We start from the raw sequence: 16,374 nt of genomic DNA on the forward strand, positions 1-16,374 counted from the left end.
ACAGCGCGCGCGGCGGCGTCACGGCCGTGCCGCGGGCCGCGGTGGCCCCGCGCACGGGTCACCCGGGCGCCGACCGCACCGTCGCGGCGTCCGGGGTGCTCAGCGGCCCAGCTCCTTGCGGGTGACGCGGCGCAGCCGCCGCCGTTGCGAGGGGTCCAGCGTCAGATACGCGACCGCGGGCACCCCGATCATGACCAGCAGCGCCGCCCAGAACGGCAGCAGCCACAGCAGGATCACGCCTGCCGCCACGCCGCCGACGGCGACCTTCGCACGTGTGGACATCCTTCACGCCCTTTCCGCGGCGGATGCCGCGTTCGTTGTCTTCCATTGAACGCCGGATCGGCCCCGGAGGTTCCACGCAGGCGCGGATCGTGCTGTACCCTCGGCCGCTCCGAAGGCAAGTAGTCAAACTTGAGGTGTCGTCGGCACGTGCCAGCACTTCCTGCGCTCACCCTCGATCGGCTCTCCGGCCTCTCCCGGTGCGCCGCCGTGTACGTGCCAGGTGATCCGCCACGTAGGGGACGGCTCGCCTTCTGGCGGCCCGACGGCGAGCCGCTGCTCGACGGTTTCGACGCGGGTGCCGCGTCCGCCGAGAGGCTGACCGTCGCCCTGCCCTCCGATGAGGGCCAGGTCGTCACCCGGGAGGTGCCGGCCCTCTTCTTGCCGGTTGCCGCCGCGCTCCCCGTACTGACCCGAGCGCGCGCGTCCCTTACCGCGCACCCCGCCGCGGCCTTCTGGGGCGCCGCTTCGGTGGTCGCGCTGCACCTCGTGGCGCGGGGCAGGCTGCTGCCCGGGCTGAGCGCCGCGGAGTACGACGCCTGGCGCTGCGGCCCACTGGACCCAGAGGACAGCGCCCGCATACGGGAGCTGGCCACCGCGATGCCTCCGTATGCACACGCCACACCGCTCCCGGGGACCTACCCGGTACGGCTGCCCGCACCGGAGCGGCTGCTGCGCTCCTTCCTGGACGCCGTGGCCGACGGGCTGACACGCTCCCCCGCCGCCGTGACGGCCATCGGCAGTCCTGCCTACGCGGCAGAGGCGCCGCAGCACATCCCCGAGCAGCGGGCCTGGGCGGCCGATGTGGCGGCGGGGCACGACGCCGGCGTGCGCCTGTCCCTCCGTATCGAGATCGCCGGGCTGGACGGCCACGACGGCGCGCTCGGCTCCGACGGCGGCCCCGCCCCTGCGCGCTTCTCCGCCGTGCTCCAGCTGCACAGCCTCACCGACCCGGCTCTCGTCGCCGATGTCTCCGACGTGTGGGCGGGCGACTCACCGGCGGGGCGTGCCTTCGGTGCGCGCGCCCGCACGGACACCTTGCTGACGCTGCGGCGGGCGGCCGCCGCCTGGGCACCGCTGGAGCCGCTGCTCTCCGCCGCCGTACCGGACGCTCTTGAGCTCGCCGAGGAGGAGATCGGCGAGCTGCTGGGCCCCGGCGCACGGGCGCTCGCAGCCGCCGGTGTACAGGTCCACTGGCCCAAGCAGCTCGCCCGCAGCCTCACCACGCGTGCCGTCGTGGGCCCACCGGAGGCGACGGATCCTTCGGAGGCGGCGCCGGACCGTACGGAGTCCGCTCTGCCGTCGCTGCTGTCCGCCGATGCGCTGCTGTCGTTCAGCTGGCGGTTCGCCATCGGGGAGCACGAGCTGAGCCGGGCGGAGCTGGACCGGTTGGCGGAGGCCGGGCGGCCACTGGTGCGGCTGCGCGACCAGTGGGTGCTCGTCGCCCCCGAAGCGCTGCGCACCGCACACGAGCGCAGGGACCGGAAGGTCACGCCCATGGAGGCTCTCGGGGCAGCGCTCACGGGAGCGGTCGAGAGCGGCAGCGGCGAGCGCGTGGAGGTACAGGCGTCCGGCCCGCTGCGGCAGTTGCGCGACCGGCTCGCCGATCCGGAGCGTCCGGGGGACGACGCGCCTGACCAGCCGGCCGCGCTCACCGCGACGCTGCGCGACTATCAGTTGCGCGGCCTCGGTTGGCTGCACCGTATGACGTCGCTCGGCCTCGGGTGCTGTCTGGCCGACGACATGGGACTGGGCAAGACGATCACGCTGATCGCGCTCCATCTGCATCGCCAGGCCGCACCCGAGACCGCGGGCCCGACTCTCGTGGTCTGCCCGACCTCACTGATGGGCAACTGGCAGCGGGAGATCGAGAAGTTCGCGCCGGGCACCCCTGTACGCCGGTTCCACGCGGAGCGGCGCAGTCTCGCGGATCTCGCGGCCGGCGAGGTCGTGCTGACGACGTACGGGACGATGCGGGTGGACGCCGAGAAGCTGGCCGGAGTGGGCTGGGGCATGGTCGTGGCCGACGAGGCCCAGCACGTGAAGAACCCGTTCTCCGCGACCGCCCGGCAGCTGCGGACGCTGCCGGCCGGTGCCCGTGTGGCGCTGACCGGCACCCCGGTGGAGAACAACCTCTCCGAGCTGTGGGCGATCCTCGACTGGACCACGCCGGGGCTCCTGGGCCCCCTGGGCCGCTTCCGCACGCGCTACGCGCAGGCCGTCGAGGGCGGCGCCGATCCGGCCGCAGCGGAGCGGCTGGCGCGGCTCGTACGGCCGTTCCTGCTGCGCCGCCGCAAGTCGGACCCGGGCATCGCGCCCGAGCTGCCGCCGAAGACGGAGACCGACCGCGCGGTGGGCCTCACCGGGGAGCAGGCCGCGCTGTACGAGGCGGTGGTGCGTGAGGGGCTCGCCGGCATCGCCGGCACGGACGGCTTCGCCCGCCGCGGCCTCGTGGTCAAGCTGCTGACCTCGCTCAAGCAGATCTGCAACCACCCCGCGCAGTACCTGAAGGAGGACGGCGTCGAGCAGGGCCGTGGGCGGCGCTTCGCGGAGCGCTCGGGGAAGGTGGAGCTCCTGGACGAGCTGCTGGACACGCTGCTCTCCGAGGGGGCCGGGGTGCTCGTGTTCACCCAGTACGTGCGGATGGCGCGGCTTCTGGAAGCGCACTTGGTGGCGCGCGGCGTGCCGAGCCAACTGCTGCACGGCGGTACGCCCGTCGCGCGCCGGGAGGAACTGGTGCGCCGCTTCCAGGACGGCGACGTGCCGGTCTTCCTGCTGTCTCTGAAGGCGGCGGGCACCGGGCTGAACCTGACCCGTGCCTCGCACGTCGTGCACTTCGACCGGTGGTGGAACCCGGCCGTCGAGGCGCAGGCCACCGACCGCGCGTACCGCATCGGCCAGACCCAGCCGGTGCAGGTGCACCGCATGATCACCGAAGGCACGGTGGAGGACCGGATCGCCGACATGCTCGCCCGCAAGCAGCGGCTGGCGGACTCCGTACTGGGCTCGGGAGAGGCCGCGCTCACCGAGCTGACCGACGCGGAACTGGCGGACCTGGTGGAGCTTCGAGGGGGCGAACGATGAGCGTTTTCCACGGCGCCGAGGGCGCGTTCAACGACGAGACCGATGGCACGTACGGCGACGAGCACACGGGGCGGCCCGAGCGGACGTTCGCTGCGCTGCCGCCCGTCCGTGGGGGCGGCTTCGCGCGCACATGGTGGGGGCAGGCATGGCTGAAGGCGCTGGAGGACACGGCGCTGGACGTCGCGCAGCTGAAGCTGGGGCGCCGGCACGCCCGTGCGGGGGCGGTGGGCGCGGTGTCCGTAAGGCCGGGACGGATCACCGCCGTCGTTCAGGACCGCGACCGCACCGCGCACCGTTCGGATGTGCTGCTTCAGGAGCTGGGCGCGGCGGACTGGGACCGGTTCCTGGACATGGTCGCCGACCGGGCGGGGCATATCGCCGCGCTGTTGGACCGTGACATGCCGCCGCAGCTCGTCGAGGACGCGGCGGCGGCCGGCGTCGAACTGCTGCCGGGAATCGGCGATCTGGAGCCGTCCTGCGGCTGCGAGGCATGGGACCACTGCGCCCATACGGCCGCGCTCTGCTATCAGATGGCGCGCCTGCTGGACCAGGATCCGTTCGTACTGCTCCTGTTGCGCGGGCGCGGTGAGGAGGAGCTGCTGGGCGAGCTCCAGGCGCGCAGTGCGGCGCGTGCACAGGCGTACGCGCCGCATCAGAACGACGAGGGCACCGCCACGCCAGGTGGTGCGCCGGACGCCGATGCCGGTGTGCCGGCGGCGGAGGCGTTCGCGGCCCAAGAGGGCTTGCCGCCGGTGCCGCCGCCTCCGCCCCCGGTGAGCGAGGCCGGCGCCGCTCCCGCGCTGGGCGGCGGCACCCCGCCGGCCCTCGGAGTCGACGTACCGGCCCTGGAGTTCCTCATCGGGGACACCGCGGAGCGGGCCAGGAGGCTGCTCGGCGAGGCGCTGTCCGCCTGGCACGCGGACACTCCGCCGGCGAGCGGACCGACGCCCGCCGAGGACCTCGTACGGCTCGCTGCGGCCGGCCCGCCCGCACCGGTCGCCGAACGGCTCGCGGCGGCCTCGGGGCGGGACGCCAGGGGCCTGGCGGCGGCCGTACGGGCATGGCGGCAGGGCGGTCCGGCCGGACTCGCGGTCCTGGAGGAGGAGTGGGCACCGGCCCCCGAGGCGCTGGCCCGCGCCACCACGGGGCTGGCCGCCGCCTGGGCGGACGAGGCGGACCGGCCCCGGTTCCGGGTCACCCGCAACCGGTGGACGGTCGTCGGCGGCGACGCGCAACTGCGGCTGGGGCAGGACGGCCGCTGGTGGCCGTACCGAAAGGAGCAGGGCCGCTGGCTGCCTTCGGGGCCGCCGGACGAGGACCCGGCAGCGGCGCTCGCGTCCCTTGCGGCAGAGGAAGGGACGTACACGGGGTAGGCAGTACGCGGCCCAAAGCTCGGTCTACGCAACTCCGAGGGGCCGGCTCCTCAAGGCCCGCCCCTCCCCAAAAATGCGTCGACATCGCCCACATCGGTCGTCATGATCGAACCATGGCGAATCCGAGCTCGGACTCCTCCGGCGGCCCCCTCAGCGAACGCGCCGAGCGCGCCGTGCGCATCGCGGTCAGAGCGGCGCGACGGCTGGGTCTGCGGGCGGACGAACCACGGGTCCTGCACGACGTGTTCAACGTACTGGTGCATCTCGCGCCGGACCCGGTGGTCGTCCGCGTACCGTCGCTCGCCCTGGTGTCCGCCGAGGAGCAGGCGGTCAAGCAGCGGCGTGAGCTGGACGTGGTGGGCTGGCTGGCCGACGCGGGAGCGCCGGTCGTACGGCCCAGCCCGCTGGTGCCCCGGGAGCCCGTCGCGTGCGACGGGCGATCGCTGACCTTCTGGGAGTTCGTCGACGAGAAGGATCCATTGCGCGAGGCCCTCGCGGCCGGTCCGGAGGCGCTGGAGGACCGCTTCGTCGAGCAGACGGGCTGGACGGCACACCTGCACGACTTCCTGGCCCGGTATCCGGGCGAGCTGCCCGCGCTGTCCCCTGTTGTGCCCACCGTCGGGCCGCTGCTGGCCGCGCTGCGGAAGGAGCCGCAGGGGCTGACGACCGCCGAGCTGGACCGGGCGGAGCAGGAGTACGCGGTCCTCGAAGCGCTCGCGGCCGACCTGCCCGGCCACTTTCCCGGGGCCCGCATACAGCCGCTGCACGGGGACGGGCCGTCGTACAATCTCCTGCGAACCTCCGAGGGGCATCTCTTCAGCGACTTCGAGGATGTCACCCGCGGCCCCGTGGAGTGGGACCTGGCCATGGTGGCGCCGCGAGCGACAGCGGAGTACGAGCGCGCGAGCGGCCGCCGCCTGGACCGCTCGCTGCTGAACGTCATGGAGCGAGCGCGGCTGCTGCAGGTGGTGGGGGCGCTGGCGGTCGTGCCCGCGATGCCGGAACTGGGCCCGATGATGGCCCCCATGATCGATCAGTGGCGTGAACGCGCTCCGCTCGGCCCGGACATCCTCACTCGGTAACGAAGACCTGCGCCCTCCGGAGTTCGGCCGCCTACCACAGCAGGCGGCTTTCCTTTCGGTGGACCGGGAGCATTCCCACATACCCGACAGCCGGTGCCGAACTACCGCTGGATATTGACGCGGCACCACTTCACGGGGGAACCTGTCACCACCTAAAAGGACGCCGAATCGACCGACCCGGCGACTTGACGGTAAACTCGCCCCGGAGGCTGTTCGCAGCCTGTTCCGGAAGAAATGTTGCAGGGAGGTGACGTGTTGATGAAGCCGCGAGCGAGTCTGCCGCATCGCCTGGCAGAGCGCCTGACGGAGCGGCGCCACGTCGACCTCGTCCGGGTCTCCAGCGCCCTGTGTCGCCCCTCGGCCTGAGCGCCGCCTTCTCTTTCCACGGACACTCACCGGTCCGGTAATTCCGCGTACGCGCGCCGCACTTCCCCAACGGTTCACGCCTGTTCGCGCACGCCGCGGCCTCTTTTCCCGCTGCCTTTCCGCGGGCTTTCCGCGCATTTCCCCTACCGGTGATTCCGCCTGCCCATTTTCAGCGATCCGGAGTTCTTCCATGTCCGCATCCGCTCATGTTCCACAACCCGCCGGCGGCCCGGCGCGGTTCGCCTACTGGGTGCCCAATGTCAGCGGTGGCCTGGTCACCAGCACCATCGAGCAGCGCACCGACTGGGGCTACGAGTACAACCGCAAGCTCGCCCGGCTCGCCGAGGAAAACGGCTTCGAGTACGCGCTGAGCCAGGTCCGTTACATGGCCAGTTACGGCGCCGAGAACCAGCACGAGTCGACCTCGTTCAGCCTGGCACTGCTGCTCGCCACCGAGCGCCTGAAGGTCATCGCCGCCGTCCACCCCGGGCTATGGCACCCAGGTGTGCTCGCCAAGTTCGGGGCCACCGCCGACCACCTCTCCGGCGGCCGGTTCGCCGTCAACGTGGTCAGCGGCTGGTTCAAGCAGGAGTTCACCGCGCTCGGCGAACCGTGGCTGGAGCACGACGAACGCTACCGGCGCGCCGAGGAGTTCATCCGCGCCCTGCGGGCGGTGTGGACCGAGGACCACGCCGAACTGGCCGGCGACTTCTACCGGATCCGGGACTTCTCGCTGAAGCCGAAGCCGCTGAACACCGAGGAGCGCCCGCACCCGGAGATCTTCCAGGGCGGCAACTCCACGGCGGCCCGCGCGATGGCCGGCCGGGTCTCCGATTGGTACTTCAGCAACGGCAAGGACTTCGACGGGGTCACCGAGCAGCTCACCGACGTCCGGGCGGCCGCCGCGGCCGCCGGCCGTACGCCGCCGAAATTCGGCCTCAACGGCTTCCTGATCGCCCGGGACACCGAGAAGGAGGCCCGGGAGGTCCTGCGCGAGATCGTCGCTCAGGCGGACGCTCAGGCGGTCCGCGGGTTCGGTCAGGCGGTCCAGCAGGCGGGCAACTCCACCGCCGACGGCAAGGGCATGTGGCAGGACTCCTCGTTCGAGGACCTGGTGCAGTACAACGACGGGTTCCGTACCGGACTGATCGGGACACCGGAGCAGATCGCCGAGCGCATCGTCGCCTACAAGCGGCTCGGCGTCGATCTCTTCCTGCTCGGCTTTCTGCACTACCTGGAAGAGGTCGAGTACTTCGGCGAGCGGGTGCTGCCGCTCGTACGCGAACTGGAAGCCCAGGACGAGAACCTTTCCGAAGGAGCACTGGTATGAGCACCGCCGCGCACACCGACTGGCAGCACCGCCCCGCACCCGCCACCTCCGACGCCTGGGTCGACCGCGCCGCCGAGGTCGCCGCCGTCCTCGCGACGGACGCCGCCGCCCGGGACCGGGCCGGCGCCACCCCGTACGACGAGGTCCGGCTGCTCAAGGACTCCGGACTGGTCACCCTGCTGGGCCCGGTCGAGCACGGCGGGGGCGGTCAGGACTGGCCGACCGCGTACCGGGTGGTGCGCGAGGTCGCCAAGGCCGACGGGTCGATCGGCCAGCTGCTCGGCTACCACTACCTGTGGAACTGGGCGGCCCGGCTGGTCGGCACTCAGGAGCAGTGGGAGCACGTGGAGGCCGAGGCCGCCCGCAACCGCTGGTTCTTCGGGGGCGCCGTGAACCCGCGCGATCAAGACGTCGTCGTACGGGACGAGGGCGACACCTTGACGTTCACCGGGCGGAAATCCTTCTCCACCGGGAGCAGGGTCTCCGACGTCACCGTGCTGGAGGGCGTCCTGGAGGGCAGCGTGGGGCCCGACAACCCCGAGGGCGACCATGTCTTCGCCATCGTGCCGTCCGACAGCGCGGGCCTGACCTTCCACGACGACTGGGACAACATCGGGCAGCGGCTCACGGAGAGCGGCAGTGTGACGATCGACGGGGTGCGTGTCCCGTGGAGCGCGGCGGCGGGCTACATCGACAAGTCGTTCCAGCGACGTGTCTACAACACGCTCAACGTGCCCACCATCCAGCTGGTGTTCGCGCACTTCTACCTGGGGATCGCGGCCGGCGCACTGGAGACCGCAGGGACCTACACCCGTACCAAGGCCCGCTCGTGGCTGCACGGCGGTCACGAGCGGGCCGTCGACGAGCCGTACGTCATCGACACGTACGGGGATCTGACGGCGAAGCTGTGGGCCGCCGAGGCGCTGGCCGACCAGGTGGCCGAGGAGGGCTGGGCGCTGCATGCCGACCCCGATGCGGTGACCGAGCGGGACCGCGGTGAGCACGAGGTGCGGGTGGCGGCCGTGAAGGCGCGGGCCACGGACGTGGCCCTGGAAGTGGCGAACCGGATCTTCGAGGTGACCGGCGCGCGGTCCACGGCGACCGCCGAGGGCCTGGACCGCTTCTGGCGCAACATCCGCACGCACACCCTGCACGACCCCGTCGCCTACAAGCGCCGCGAGGTCGGCCGCTTCGTGCTCACGGGCGAGCTGCCGCAGCCCACCTGGTACTCGTAAGCCGCCCGCCACCCGGTACTCGTAGGCACACCGCGGCGGGCCCGAACCGGGCGGGCCCGCCGCTCCTCTCATACGTGTTCGCACCACCACACACCCCGAGGTGAATCTCCATGGCCACCGTGCTGTCCCTCTCCGGAAGCCCCTCCCCCACGTCCCGTACGGCGCGACTGTTGCGCCATCTGGATGCCACGCTCACCGCACAGGGACACGAGGTGATCCCGCTGGACGTCCGGACGCTGCCTGCCGAGGCCCTGTTGCGTGCCGACTTCGGGCATCCGGCGATCGTCCGGGCCACCCGGCTCGTCGAACAGGCCGACGGCGTCGTCATCGGCACGCCCGTCTACAAGGCGGCCTACTCCGGCCTGCTGAAGTCCCTGCTCGACCTCTTGCCGCAGTACGCGCTGGCCGGCAAGACCGTGCTCCCGCTGGCCACCGGCGGGTCCACGGCGCATGTCCTCGCGATCGATTACGCGCTGCGGCCCGTGCTGTCCTCGATGGGCGCCTCGCACATTGTGCAGGGCTGGTTCGTTTTGGACCGTGACATCACTGTCCAGGAGGGCGGCGGCGTCCATGTGGCATCGGGGACGCGCGAGGCGCTGGACGGTGTGCTCGGCCAGTTCGCGGCGGCGCTGGACCGCGCACCCCTGAGGGTCGCGGCGTGACCGGTCCCGTCGCCCATGTGATCGCCGACGACGCGGAGGCGCTGGCGGTCGCGGCCGCACTGGCGGCGGAGTTCCGCACCGGCGCGGCGCGGCGGGACGCCGAGCGCCGGCTGCCGCGCCTCGAGCTGGACCGGCTCTCCGACAGCGGCCTGCTCGGCATCACGGTGCCGCACGCACACGGCGGCGCGGACGTGCCGGCCGAAACGCTCGCCGGGGTCTTCCGGCTGTTGGCGAGCGCCGACGCGAGCCTGGCGCAGATTCCGCAGAGCCACTTCGTGTACGTGGCGGTGCTGCGCCGCCAGGGGAGCGCGGAGCAGCAGAAGTTCTTCTTCGAAGAGGTGCTGGCCGGGCGGCGGCTGGGCAACGCACAGTCGGAGGCGGGCACCCAGCACGTCCAGGACATTCGCACGCGGCTCGTACCGCAGCCGGACGGCTCGTACGTCCTGGAGGGCACCAAGCACTACTCCACGGGCGCCCTGTTCGCCGACTGGATCCCGGTGCTGGCACGCGGCGCCGACGAGGAGCTGCACGTCGCCTACGTACCGCGCCACGCGCCCGGCGTGACGGTCCTGGACGACTGGGACGGCATGGGCCAGCGCACCACCGCCAGCGGCACGGTGCGCCTGGAGTCCGTCCTGGTCCCGCGCGACCGTGTGGTGCCGCACCACCTCACCTTCCGGGGCCCGCAGCTGCACGGCGCTCTTGCCCAGTTGCTGCACGCGGCCATCGACACCGGGATCGCCGAGGGTGCGCTCACAGAGGCGGCGGAGTTCGTCCGGGCCAAGAGCCGGCCGTGGTTCGAGAGCGGGCTGGAGACCGCGGCCGAGGACCCGCTGCTGATCCAGCAGTTCGGCGAGCTGGCGCTGACCGTACGGGCCGCGGGCGCGCTGCTGTCCGAGGCGGCACGTACGGTCGACGCCGCGGCCGGTGGCCTCACCGACGACACGGCAGCCGAGGCGTCCATCGCGGTGGCCGCCGCCAAGGTGCAGGCCGCGCGGGCGGCGGTGGAGGCCGGCAGCGCGCTCTTCGAAGTGGCCGGTACCCGCGCGGCGCTGAACGGCCTGAACCTGCACCGGCACTGGCGTGACGCGCGTACTCATACGCTGCACGACCCCGTGCGGTGGAAGGTGCAGCACCTCGGGCGGTACGTGCTGAACGGCACCCGGCCGCTGCGCCACGGCCTCCTCTGAACGGCGGGGGCACATCCGGTGAACAGCCGGATGTGGTCGCAATCGGGAGGCGTGCGTGCTTCGCTGGCGGCATGGTGTCGTACGAGGAAGACGTGCCGCATTCCGAAGAAGACGTGCCGTACTACGAAGACGTGACGCCGGGCAGCGGCTGTCTGCCGCCCGGTGCCTGGCTGCCCGGGACGGACGCCGCCCGGCTGTCTCTCGGCGGGACCTGGCGGTTCCGGCTGTCGCCGGCCGCGACCACCGAGGACGAGACGTTCGCCCGCCCCGAGTACGACGACTCGGCATGGGAGGAGCTGCGGGTGCCGGGCCACTGGGTACTCCAGGGGCACGGCGCCCCGGCGTACACCAACACCGGGTATCCGTTCCCCGTCGACCCGCCCCGGGTGCCCGACGAGAATCCCACCGGCGACCACCGGTACGCGTTCGACCTTCCGGCCGACTGGCCGGCGGGCTCCGCCGTGCTCCACTTCGGGGGCGTCGAGTCCTGTGCCCGGGTGTGGCTGAACGGCAGCGAGCTGGGTCACTTCAAGGGCAGCAGGCTGCCGCACGAGTTCGAGGCGGGACCCTTGCTGCGGCCCGGGCGCAACGTCCTGGCCGTCCGCGTCCACCAGTGGTCGTCCGGCAGTTACCTGGAGGACCAGGACCAGTGGTGGCTGCCGGGCGTCTTCCGCGAGGTGGAGCTGCGGCACCGCCCCGAGGGCGCCGTGCGGGACGCCTTCGTGCACGCCGAGTACGACCACCGCACCGGGCAGGGCACGCTGCGCGTGGACAGCGCCCCCGCGGGGCGGGTGACCGTACCGGAGCTGGGCCTGGATCTGGCGACCGGGGAGAGCTTGACGGTGCCGGTCGAGCCGTGGACGGCGGAGACGCCCCGGCTGTACGACGCGGAGCTGGCCACCTCCGGGGTGCGGGTGCCGCTGCGCATCGGGTTCCGCACTGTCGTCGTCGAGGACGGGTTGCTGAAGGTCAACGGGCGGCCGATTCTGCTGCGCGGTGTCAACCGGCACGAGTTCGACCCGGCGCACGGGCGCGCGGTGGGGGCGGACCTCATGCGGCGCGATCTGCTGCTGATGAAGCAGCACAACATCAACGCCGTGCGCACCAGCCACTATCCGCCCGCCCCGGCCTTCCTGGCGCTCTGCGACGAGCTGGGGCTGTGGGTGGTCGACGAGTGCGATCTGGAGACGCACGGCTTCGCGCAGCAGGGCTGGCGGGCCAATCCCGTCGACGACGAGCGCTGGACGCCGGCGCTGCTGGACCGGGCCCGCCGGATGGTCGAGCGCGACAAGAACCACCCGTCCGTCATCATGTGGTCCCTCGGCAACGAGTGCGGCACCGGGCGCGGGCTGTCCTCGATGGCCGCGTGGATGCGGGAGCGCGACCCCTCCCGACCGCTGCACTACGAGGGCGACGCCAGTTGCGCCGACACCGACGTCTACTCCCGGATGTACGCGGACCACGCCGAGGTCGAACGGATCGGGCGGCGTACGGAGGAGCCGCTCCCGGACGCCGCTCTGGATGCCCGGCGCCGCGGCCTGCCCTTCGTGCTGTGCGAGTACGCGCACGCCATGGGGAACGGCCCCGGCGGGCTGAGCGAGTACCAGCGGCTGTTCGAGAACTACGAGCGCTGCCAGGGCGGCTTCGTGTGGGAGTGGATCGACCACGGGCTGCGGCAGTACACCGCGAACGGCGTCCGGTACCACGCGTACGGCGGGGACTTCGGTGAGGAGTTGCACGACGGCAACTTCGTGTGCGACGGGCTGGTCTTCCCGGAGCGCGAGCCCTCCCCCGGGCTGATCGAGTACAAGAAGGTCATCGAGCCGGTCCGCTTCGAGGCGATCGGTCCGGACGGCGCACCCGGGGCGGTGCGCGTCACCAACCTGCAGGACTTCGCCGACCTCTCCGCGCTCGCCTTCCCCTGGAGTTACGAGGTGGAGGGCCGGCCGGTCGCGGAGGGGAAGCTCGCGGTGCCGCCGCTGCTGCCCGGCGAGAGCGCCGAAGTGAAGCTCCCCGCGCCGCCCGAGGACGCCCCACGGGACGGCGAGGCGCTGTGGACGGTACGGGCGGTGCTGGCCGAGGACGCCGCCTGGGCCGAGGCCGGGCACGAGGTCGCGTGGGGACAACTGTCGGCCGCGCCGCTTCCGGTGCCGCGGCCGTGGGAGCCGAGCGCGGCTCCGTCGCGGGGCGCGGACCGGTCCTTCGTTCTCGGTCCGGGTCTCTTCGACGCCACGACCGGGGTGCTGAGCCGTCTCGGTGGCTCCCCCGTGACCGGCCCCCGGCTGGACCTCTGGCGGGCGCCCACGGACAACGACGAGGGCGCGCCCTGGCAGCCCGGGCAGCGCTGCGGGCCCGAGTGGCGGCGGATGGGGCTGCACCGGATGCGGCACCGCACGGACGCGGTGACGGCGGAGGGGGACGCGCTGGTCGTCCGTACCAGGGTGGCGGCGGCCGCCACGAGTCCGGGCTTCGCCGTGGTGCACCGCTGGACATCGGACGGGGCGGCGCTGCGGCTGGAGTTGGCGGTGACGCCCGAGGGCGAGTGGCCGGCGCCGCTGCCGCGGCTGGGGGTACGGATGGGCCTGGACGGCGAGCTGAGCGCCGTTCGGTGGTTCGGTGGCGGTCCGGGTGAGGCGTACCCGGACACATCCGCAGCGGCCCGCGTGGGCCGCTGGTCGCTGCCCGTCGATGCGCTCCAGACCCCGTACGTACGGCCGCAGGAGAACGGCGCGCGGATCGGTGTGCGGTGGGCGGAGCTGACGCGTCCGGACGGGACGGGGCTGCGTATCGAAGGAGAGCCGCACTACTTCTTCACCGCACGGCGCTGGACCTCCGAGGAGCTGGACGCCGCCCGGCACACTCCGGACCTGGTGGCCGGTGACCGGGTGTGGCTGAACCTCGATCACGCACAGCACGGGATCGGCAGCGGGTCGTGCGGCCCGGGCGTGCTCCCGCAGTACCGCCTCGAAGCGGCTCCCGCCGCGTTCGCTTTCACCTTCCGGCTACTGGAATGACAGGCTTCATGGCATGAGCACTTCCTTCCCCTCGTTCGCGGAAGCCCTGGCCGGCGGCCCCGTCGTCCTCGACGGCGGGCTGTCCAATCAGCTGGAGTCGGCCGGGCACGACCTCAGCGACGAGCTGTGGTCGGCCCGGCTGCTCGCCGAGCAGCCGGACGCGATCACCGCCGCGCACCGTGCGTACTACGAAGCGGGCGCCCAGGTCGCCATCACGTCCAGCTACCAGGCCACCTTCGAGGGCTTCGCGCATCGCGGCGTCGGCCGGGAGGAGGCGGCCGGGCTGCTGCGCCGCAGCGTGGAGCTGGCCCGGGAGGCCGCCGGACTCGCCATGAAGGGCGGCGTTCCGGGGCCGCTGTACGTAGCGGCCTCCGCCGGTCCGTACGGTGCGATGCTCGCGGACGGCTCCGAGTACCGGGGCCGGTACGGTCTGAGCGTCGCCGAGCTGGAACGGTTCCACCGGCCGCGGCTGGAGGTGCTGGCCGCCGCGGAACCCGATGTGTTCGCGCTGGAGACGGTGCCGGATGCCGACGAGGGCCAGGCCCTGGTGCGCGCGGTGCGCGGCCTCGGAGTACCGGCGTGGCTGTCGTACAGCATCGACGGCGACCGGACGCGGGCCGGGCAGCCGCTCTCGGAGGCATTCGCCCTCGCCGCCGAGGCGGAGGAGATCGTGGCCGTCGGGGTCAACTGCTGTGTACCGGAGGACGCGGACGCGGCGGTGGAGCTGGCGGCGCGGGTGACCGGCAAGCCGGTCGTGGTCTATCCGAACAGCGGTGAGGAGTGGGACGCGCAGGCGCGTGCCTGGCGCGGGCGGGCAACGTTCACTCCGGAGCGCGTGACGGCCTGGACGGCGGGCGGCGCGCGCCTCATCGGTGGCTGCTGCCGCGTGGGCCCCGACTCCGTCTCCGCCCTCGCCGGCCTCGTCTCACCCTGACGCGCCCTCTGATGTGCCGCGGCCCCGCCCGTACGTGGCGGGGCCGTTTCATGCGTGTGACGGATCAAGGTCGTTATGCAGACGCAACCCCCACGGCGGAGACAGCGGACACGGCCGGTGGCAGGATTCAGCCCAACTCGCCATCGGCAGGTCACTGTTGATCTTCGAACTTTCCCTGGAGGACCGGTGTCAGCTCGCTCGTCGCTGCCTGTCATAGCCGTCGTCACGGCCGTCGCCCTGGCGTCCGGCTGCACCAGCACGAAGTCCGAGGGAAAGCAGGGTTCCGGATTGCAGCTGGTGTCCAAGGGGACGCTCAAGACCTGCACGCACTTGCCGTACCCGCCCTTCCAGGTGAAGAAGGGCGACAAAATTGTCGGTTTCGACGTGGACCTCGTCGACCTGGTGGCCAAGGACATGAAGGTCAAACAGGAGATCGTGAACACGCCCTTCGAAGGCATCGAGACCGGCCAGGACTTCAATATTCGCAAGTGCGACCTGGCCGCAGCGGGTATGACCATCACGCCCGAGCGCAAGAAGGTCATGGACTTCTCGGACCCGTACTTCAACGCCACTCAGGCGCTGATCACGAAGAAGGGCAAGCCCTACAAGAAGGTCGAGGACCTCAAGGGCCGCAAGCTCGGCTACCAGAAGGCCACCACCGGCGGCATCTATGCCAAGAAGCACGCGGGCAAGGACGTGGACCTCGTGGAGTACGAGGACCTCGGTCTGCTGCTGACCGCCGTGAAGACCGGCAAGGTGGACGCCGGCATCAACGACAACGGTGTGCTGCTCGACTACGTCAAGTCCAACCCCGACACCGAGGTCACCGCGGAGTTCGACACGGGTGAGCACTACGGGATCGGCATGGCCAAGGGCAACGACGCGCTGCGCAAGAAGGTCAACGCCGCGCTGAAGAAGGCCAAGTCCGACGGCAGCTACGACAGGATCTACAAGAAGTGGTTCGGTACCGCGCCGCAGAGCTGACCCCGTCCGCCCCCGAGGAGCGCGTCGTCCACCCCTGAGGAGTTCTGCACGCATGTCGCTGTCCAAACGGCAACGGACCCGGGTGTTCCGTGGGTCGCAGTACGCCCTTCTGGCCGTCATCGTGGCCGTCGTCGCGCTGGTCGCCGACTGGGGGCAGCTGCGGCGGGCGTTCTTCGATGTCGGCATCGCCCGCGCGCTGTTCCCGGACATCCTCGCCACGGCGCTGGTCAACACGGTCCTCTACACGCTGCTCGGCTTCGGGTTCGGGCTGTTGCTCGGGCTGATCCTGGCGCTGATGCGGCTGTCGTCGGTGCCTCCGTACCGCTGGATCGCCGTCACGTACATCGAGTTCTTCCGCGGCGTGCCCGCCCTTCTGGTCTTCATCGCGCTCGGCTTCGGTGTGCCGCTCGCCTTCGAAGTGGCGCTGGACCAGTACGTCACCGTGATGCTCTCTCTGGGGCTCGTCGGCGCCGCCTACATGGCGGAGACCATCAGGGCGGGCATCCTGGCGGTGCCCAAGGGGCAGACGGAGGCGGCCCGTTCGCTCGGCATGTCGCACGGCCGGGCGATGGTCTCCATCGTCATCCCGCAGGCGTTCCGCATCGTCCTGCCGCCGCTGACCAACGAGCTGATCCTGCTGACGAAGGACTCCTCGCTGGTGTACCTGCTGGGGCTGTCGCTCGGCCAGTACGAGCTGGCCAACTTCGGCCGGGACGCGCTCAACGAGTACAAGAGCCTGACGCCGATCCTGGTCGCGGGCCTGCTCTACCTCGTGATCACCCTCCCGCTCGGGCACCTCGTCCGGCGGCTGGAAGCCCGTACGGCGAAGGCCAGGTGACCC

General features: G+C 71.9%; 13 protein-coding genes. 12 read left to right on the top strand and 1 reads right to left on the bottom strand.

From position 1 onward, the window contains the following. Window positions 1-99: 99 nt before the first annotated feature. The gene (locus AB0I82_RS03040) at window positions 100-282 is read right to left on the bottom strand and encodes a hypothetical protein (protein ID WP_103834392.1); all 183 of its coding nucleotides are present in this window, start codon (window positions 280-282) and stop codon (window positions 100-102) included. Window positions 283-429: 147 nt separating this feature from the next. Here AB0I82_RS03040 and AB0I82_RS03045 point away from each other — a divergent pair, with 147 nt between their 5' ends. The 12 genes from AB0I82_RS03045 (at window position 430) to AB0I82_RS03100 (ending at window position 16,371) form a co-directional block, all read left to right on the top strand. Further along, window positions 430-3,363, top strand: a complete 2,934-nt coding sequence (locus tag AB0I82_RS03045) for a DEAD/DEAH box helicase (protein WP_363255282.1) — start codon at window positions 430-432, stop codon at window positions 3,361-3,363. Continuing rightward, window positions 3,360-4,736: an SWF or SNF family helicase gene (locus AB0I82_RS03050; protein WP_363255283.1), complete on the top strand. Its 1,377-nt coding sequence runs from the start codon at window positions 3,360-3,362 to the stop codon at window positions 4,734-4,736. Before AB0I82_RS03045 ends, AB0I82_RS03050 begins: the two co-directional genes overlap by 4 nt. Before the next feature lie 113 nt (window positions 4,737-4,849). Beyond that, on the top strand, window positions 4,850-5,818 hold the full coding sequence (locus tag AB0I82_RS03055; protein ID WP_363255284.1) for an aminoglycoside phosphotransferase family protein: 969 nt from the start codon (window positions 4,850-4,852) through the stop codon (window positions 5,816-5,818). 258 nt (window positions 5,819-6,076) lie between these two features. Then, window positions 6,077-6,184 carry a putative leader peptide gene (locus tag AB0I82_RS03060; protein ID WP_363256053.1) on the top strand — a complete coding sequence of 36 codons (108 nt, stop codon included), beginning with the start codon at window positions 6,077-6,079 and terminating at the stop codon, window positions 6,182-6,184. 190 nt (window positions 6,185-6,374) lie between these two features. Next, window positions 6,375-7,514: a dimethylsulfone monooxygenase SfnG gene (gene sfnG / locus AB0I82_RS03065; protein WP_363255285.1), complete on the top strand. Its 1,140-nt coding sequence runs from the start codon at window positions 6,375-6,377 to the stop codon at window positions 7,512-7,514. Further along, the gene (locus AB0I82_RS03070; RefSeq protein ID WP_363255286.1) at window positions 7,511-8,749 is read left to right on the top strand and encodes an acyl-CoA dehydrogenase family protein; all 1,239 of its coding nucleotides are present in this window, start codon (window positions 7,511-7,513) and stop codon (window positions 8,747-8,749) included. Before sfnG ends, AB0I82_RS03070 begins: the two co-directional genes overlap by 4 nt. Before the next feature lie 110 nt (window positions 8,750-8,859). After that, complete coding sequence (gene ssuE / locus AB0I82_RS03075) at window positions 8,860-9,411, top strand: NADPH-dependent FMN reductase (RefSeq protein WP_363255287.1); 552 nt, start codon at window positions 8,860-8,862, stop codon at window positions 9,409-9,411. Further along, window positions 9,408-10,601: an SfnB family sulfur acquisition oxidoreductase gene (locus AB0I82_RS03080; RefSeq protein WP_363255288.1), complete on the top strand. Its 1,194-nt coding sequence runs from the start codon at window positions 9,408-9,410 to the stop codon at window positions 10,599-10,601. The genes ssuE and AB0I82_RS03080 overlap by 4 nt, the downstream gene beginning before the upstream one ends. Before the next feature lie 92 nt (window positions 10,602-10,693). Then, a complete protein-coding gene (locus AB0I82_RS03085; RefSeq protein ID WP_363255289.1) occupies window positions 10,694-13,615 on the top strand; it encodes a glycoside hydrolase family 2 TIM barrel-domain containing protein in 2,922 nt (973 codons plus the stop codon). A 13-nt stretch (window positions 13,616-13,628) separates the two neighbouring features. Further along, the gene (gene mmuM, locus AB0I82_RS03090; protein WP_363255290.1) at window positions 13,629-14,549 is read left to right on the top strand and encodes a homocysteine S-methyltransferase; all 921 of its coding nucleotides are present in this window, start codon (window positions 13,629-13,631) and stop codon (window positions 14,547-14,549) included. A 186-nt stretch (window positions 14,550-14,735) separates the two neighbouring features. After that, window positions 14,736-15,533, top strand: a complete 798-nt coding sequence (locus tag AB0I82_RS03095) for a basic amino acid ABC transporter substrate-binding protein (protein ID WP_363255291.1) — start codon at window positions 14,736-14,738, stop codon at window positions 15,531-15,533. 52 nt (window positions 15,534-15,585) lie between these two features. Continuing rightward, window positions 15,586-16,371 (top strand): amino acid ABC transporter permease, encoded by a 786-nt coding sequence (locus AB0I82_RS03100; RefSeq protein ID WP_363255292.1) that lies wholly within the window; start codon window positions 15,586-15,588, stop codon window positions 16,369-16,371. The last annotated feature ends 3 nt before the right edge of the window (window positions 16,372-16,374 follow it).

The organism is Streptomyces sp. NPDC050315, from assembly GCF_040655775.1.
In the GTDB taxonomy this organism is placed as follows: Bacteria; Actinomycetota; Actinomycetes; order Streptomycetales; family Streptomycetaceae; genus Streptomyces.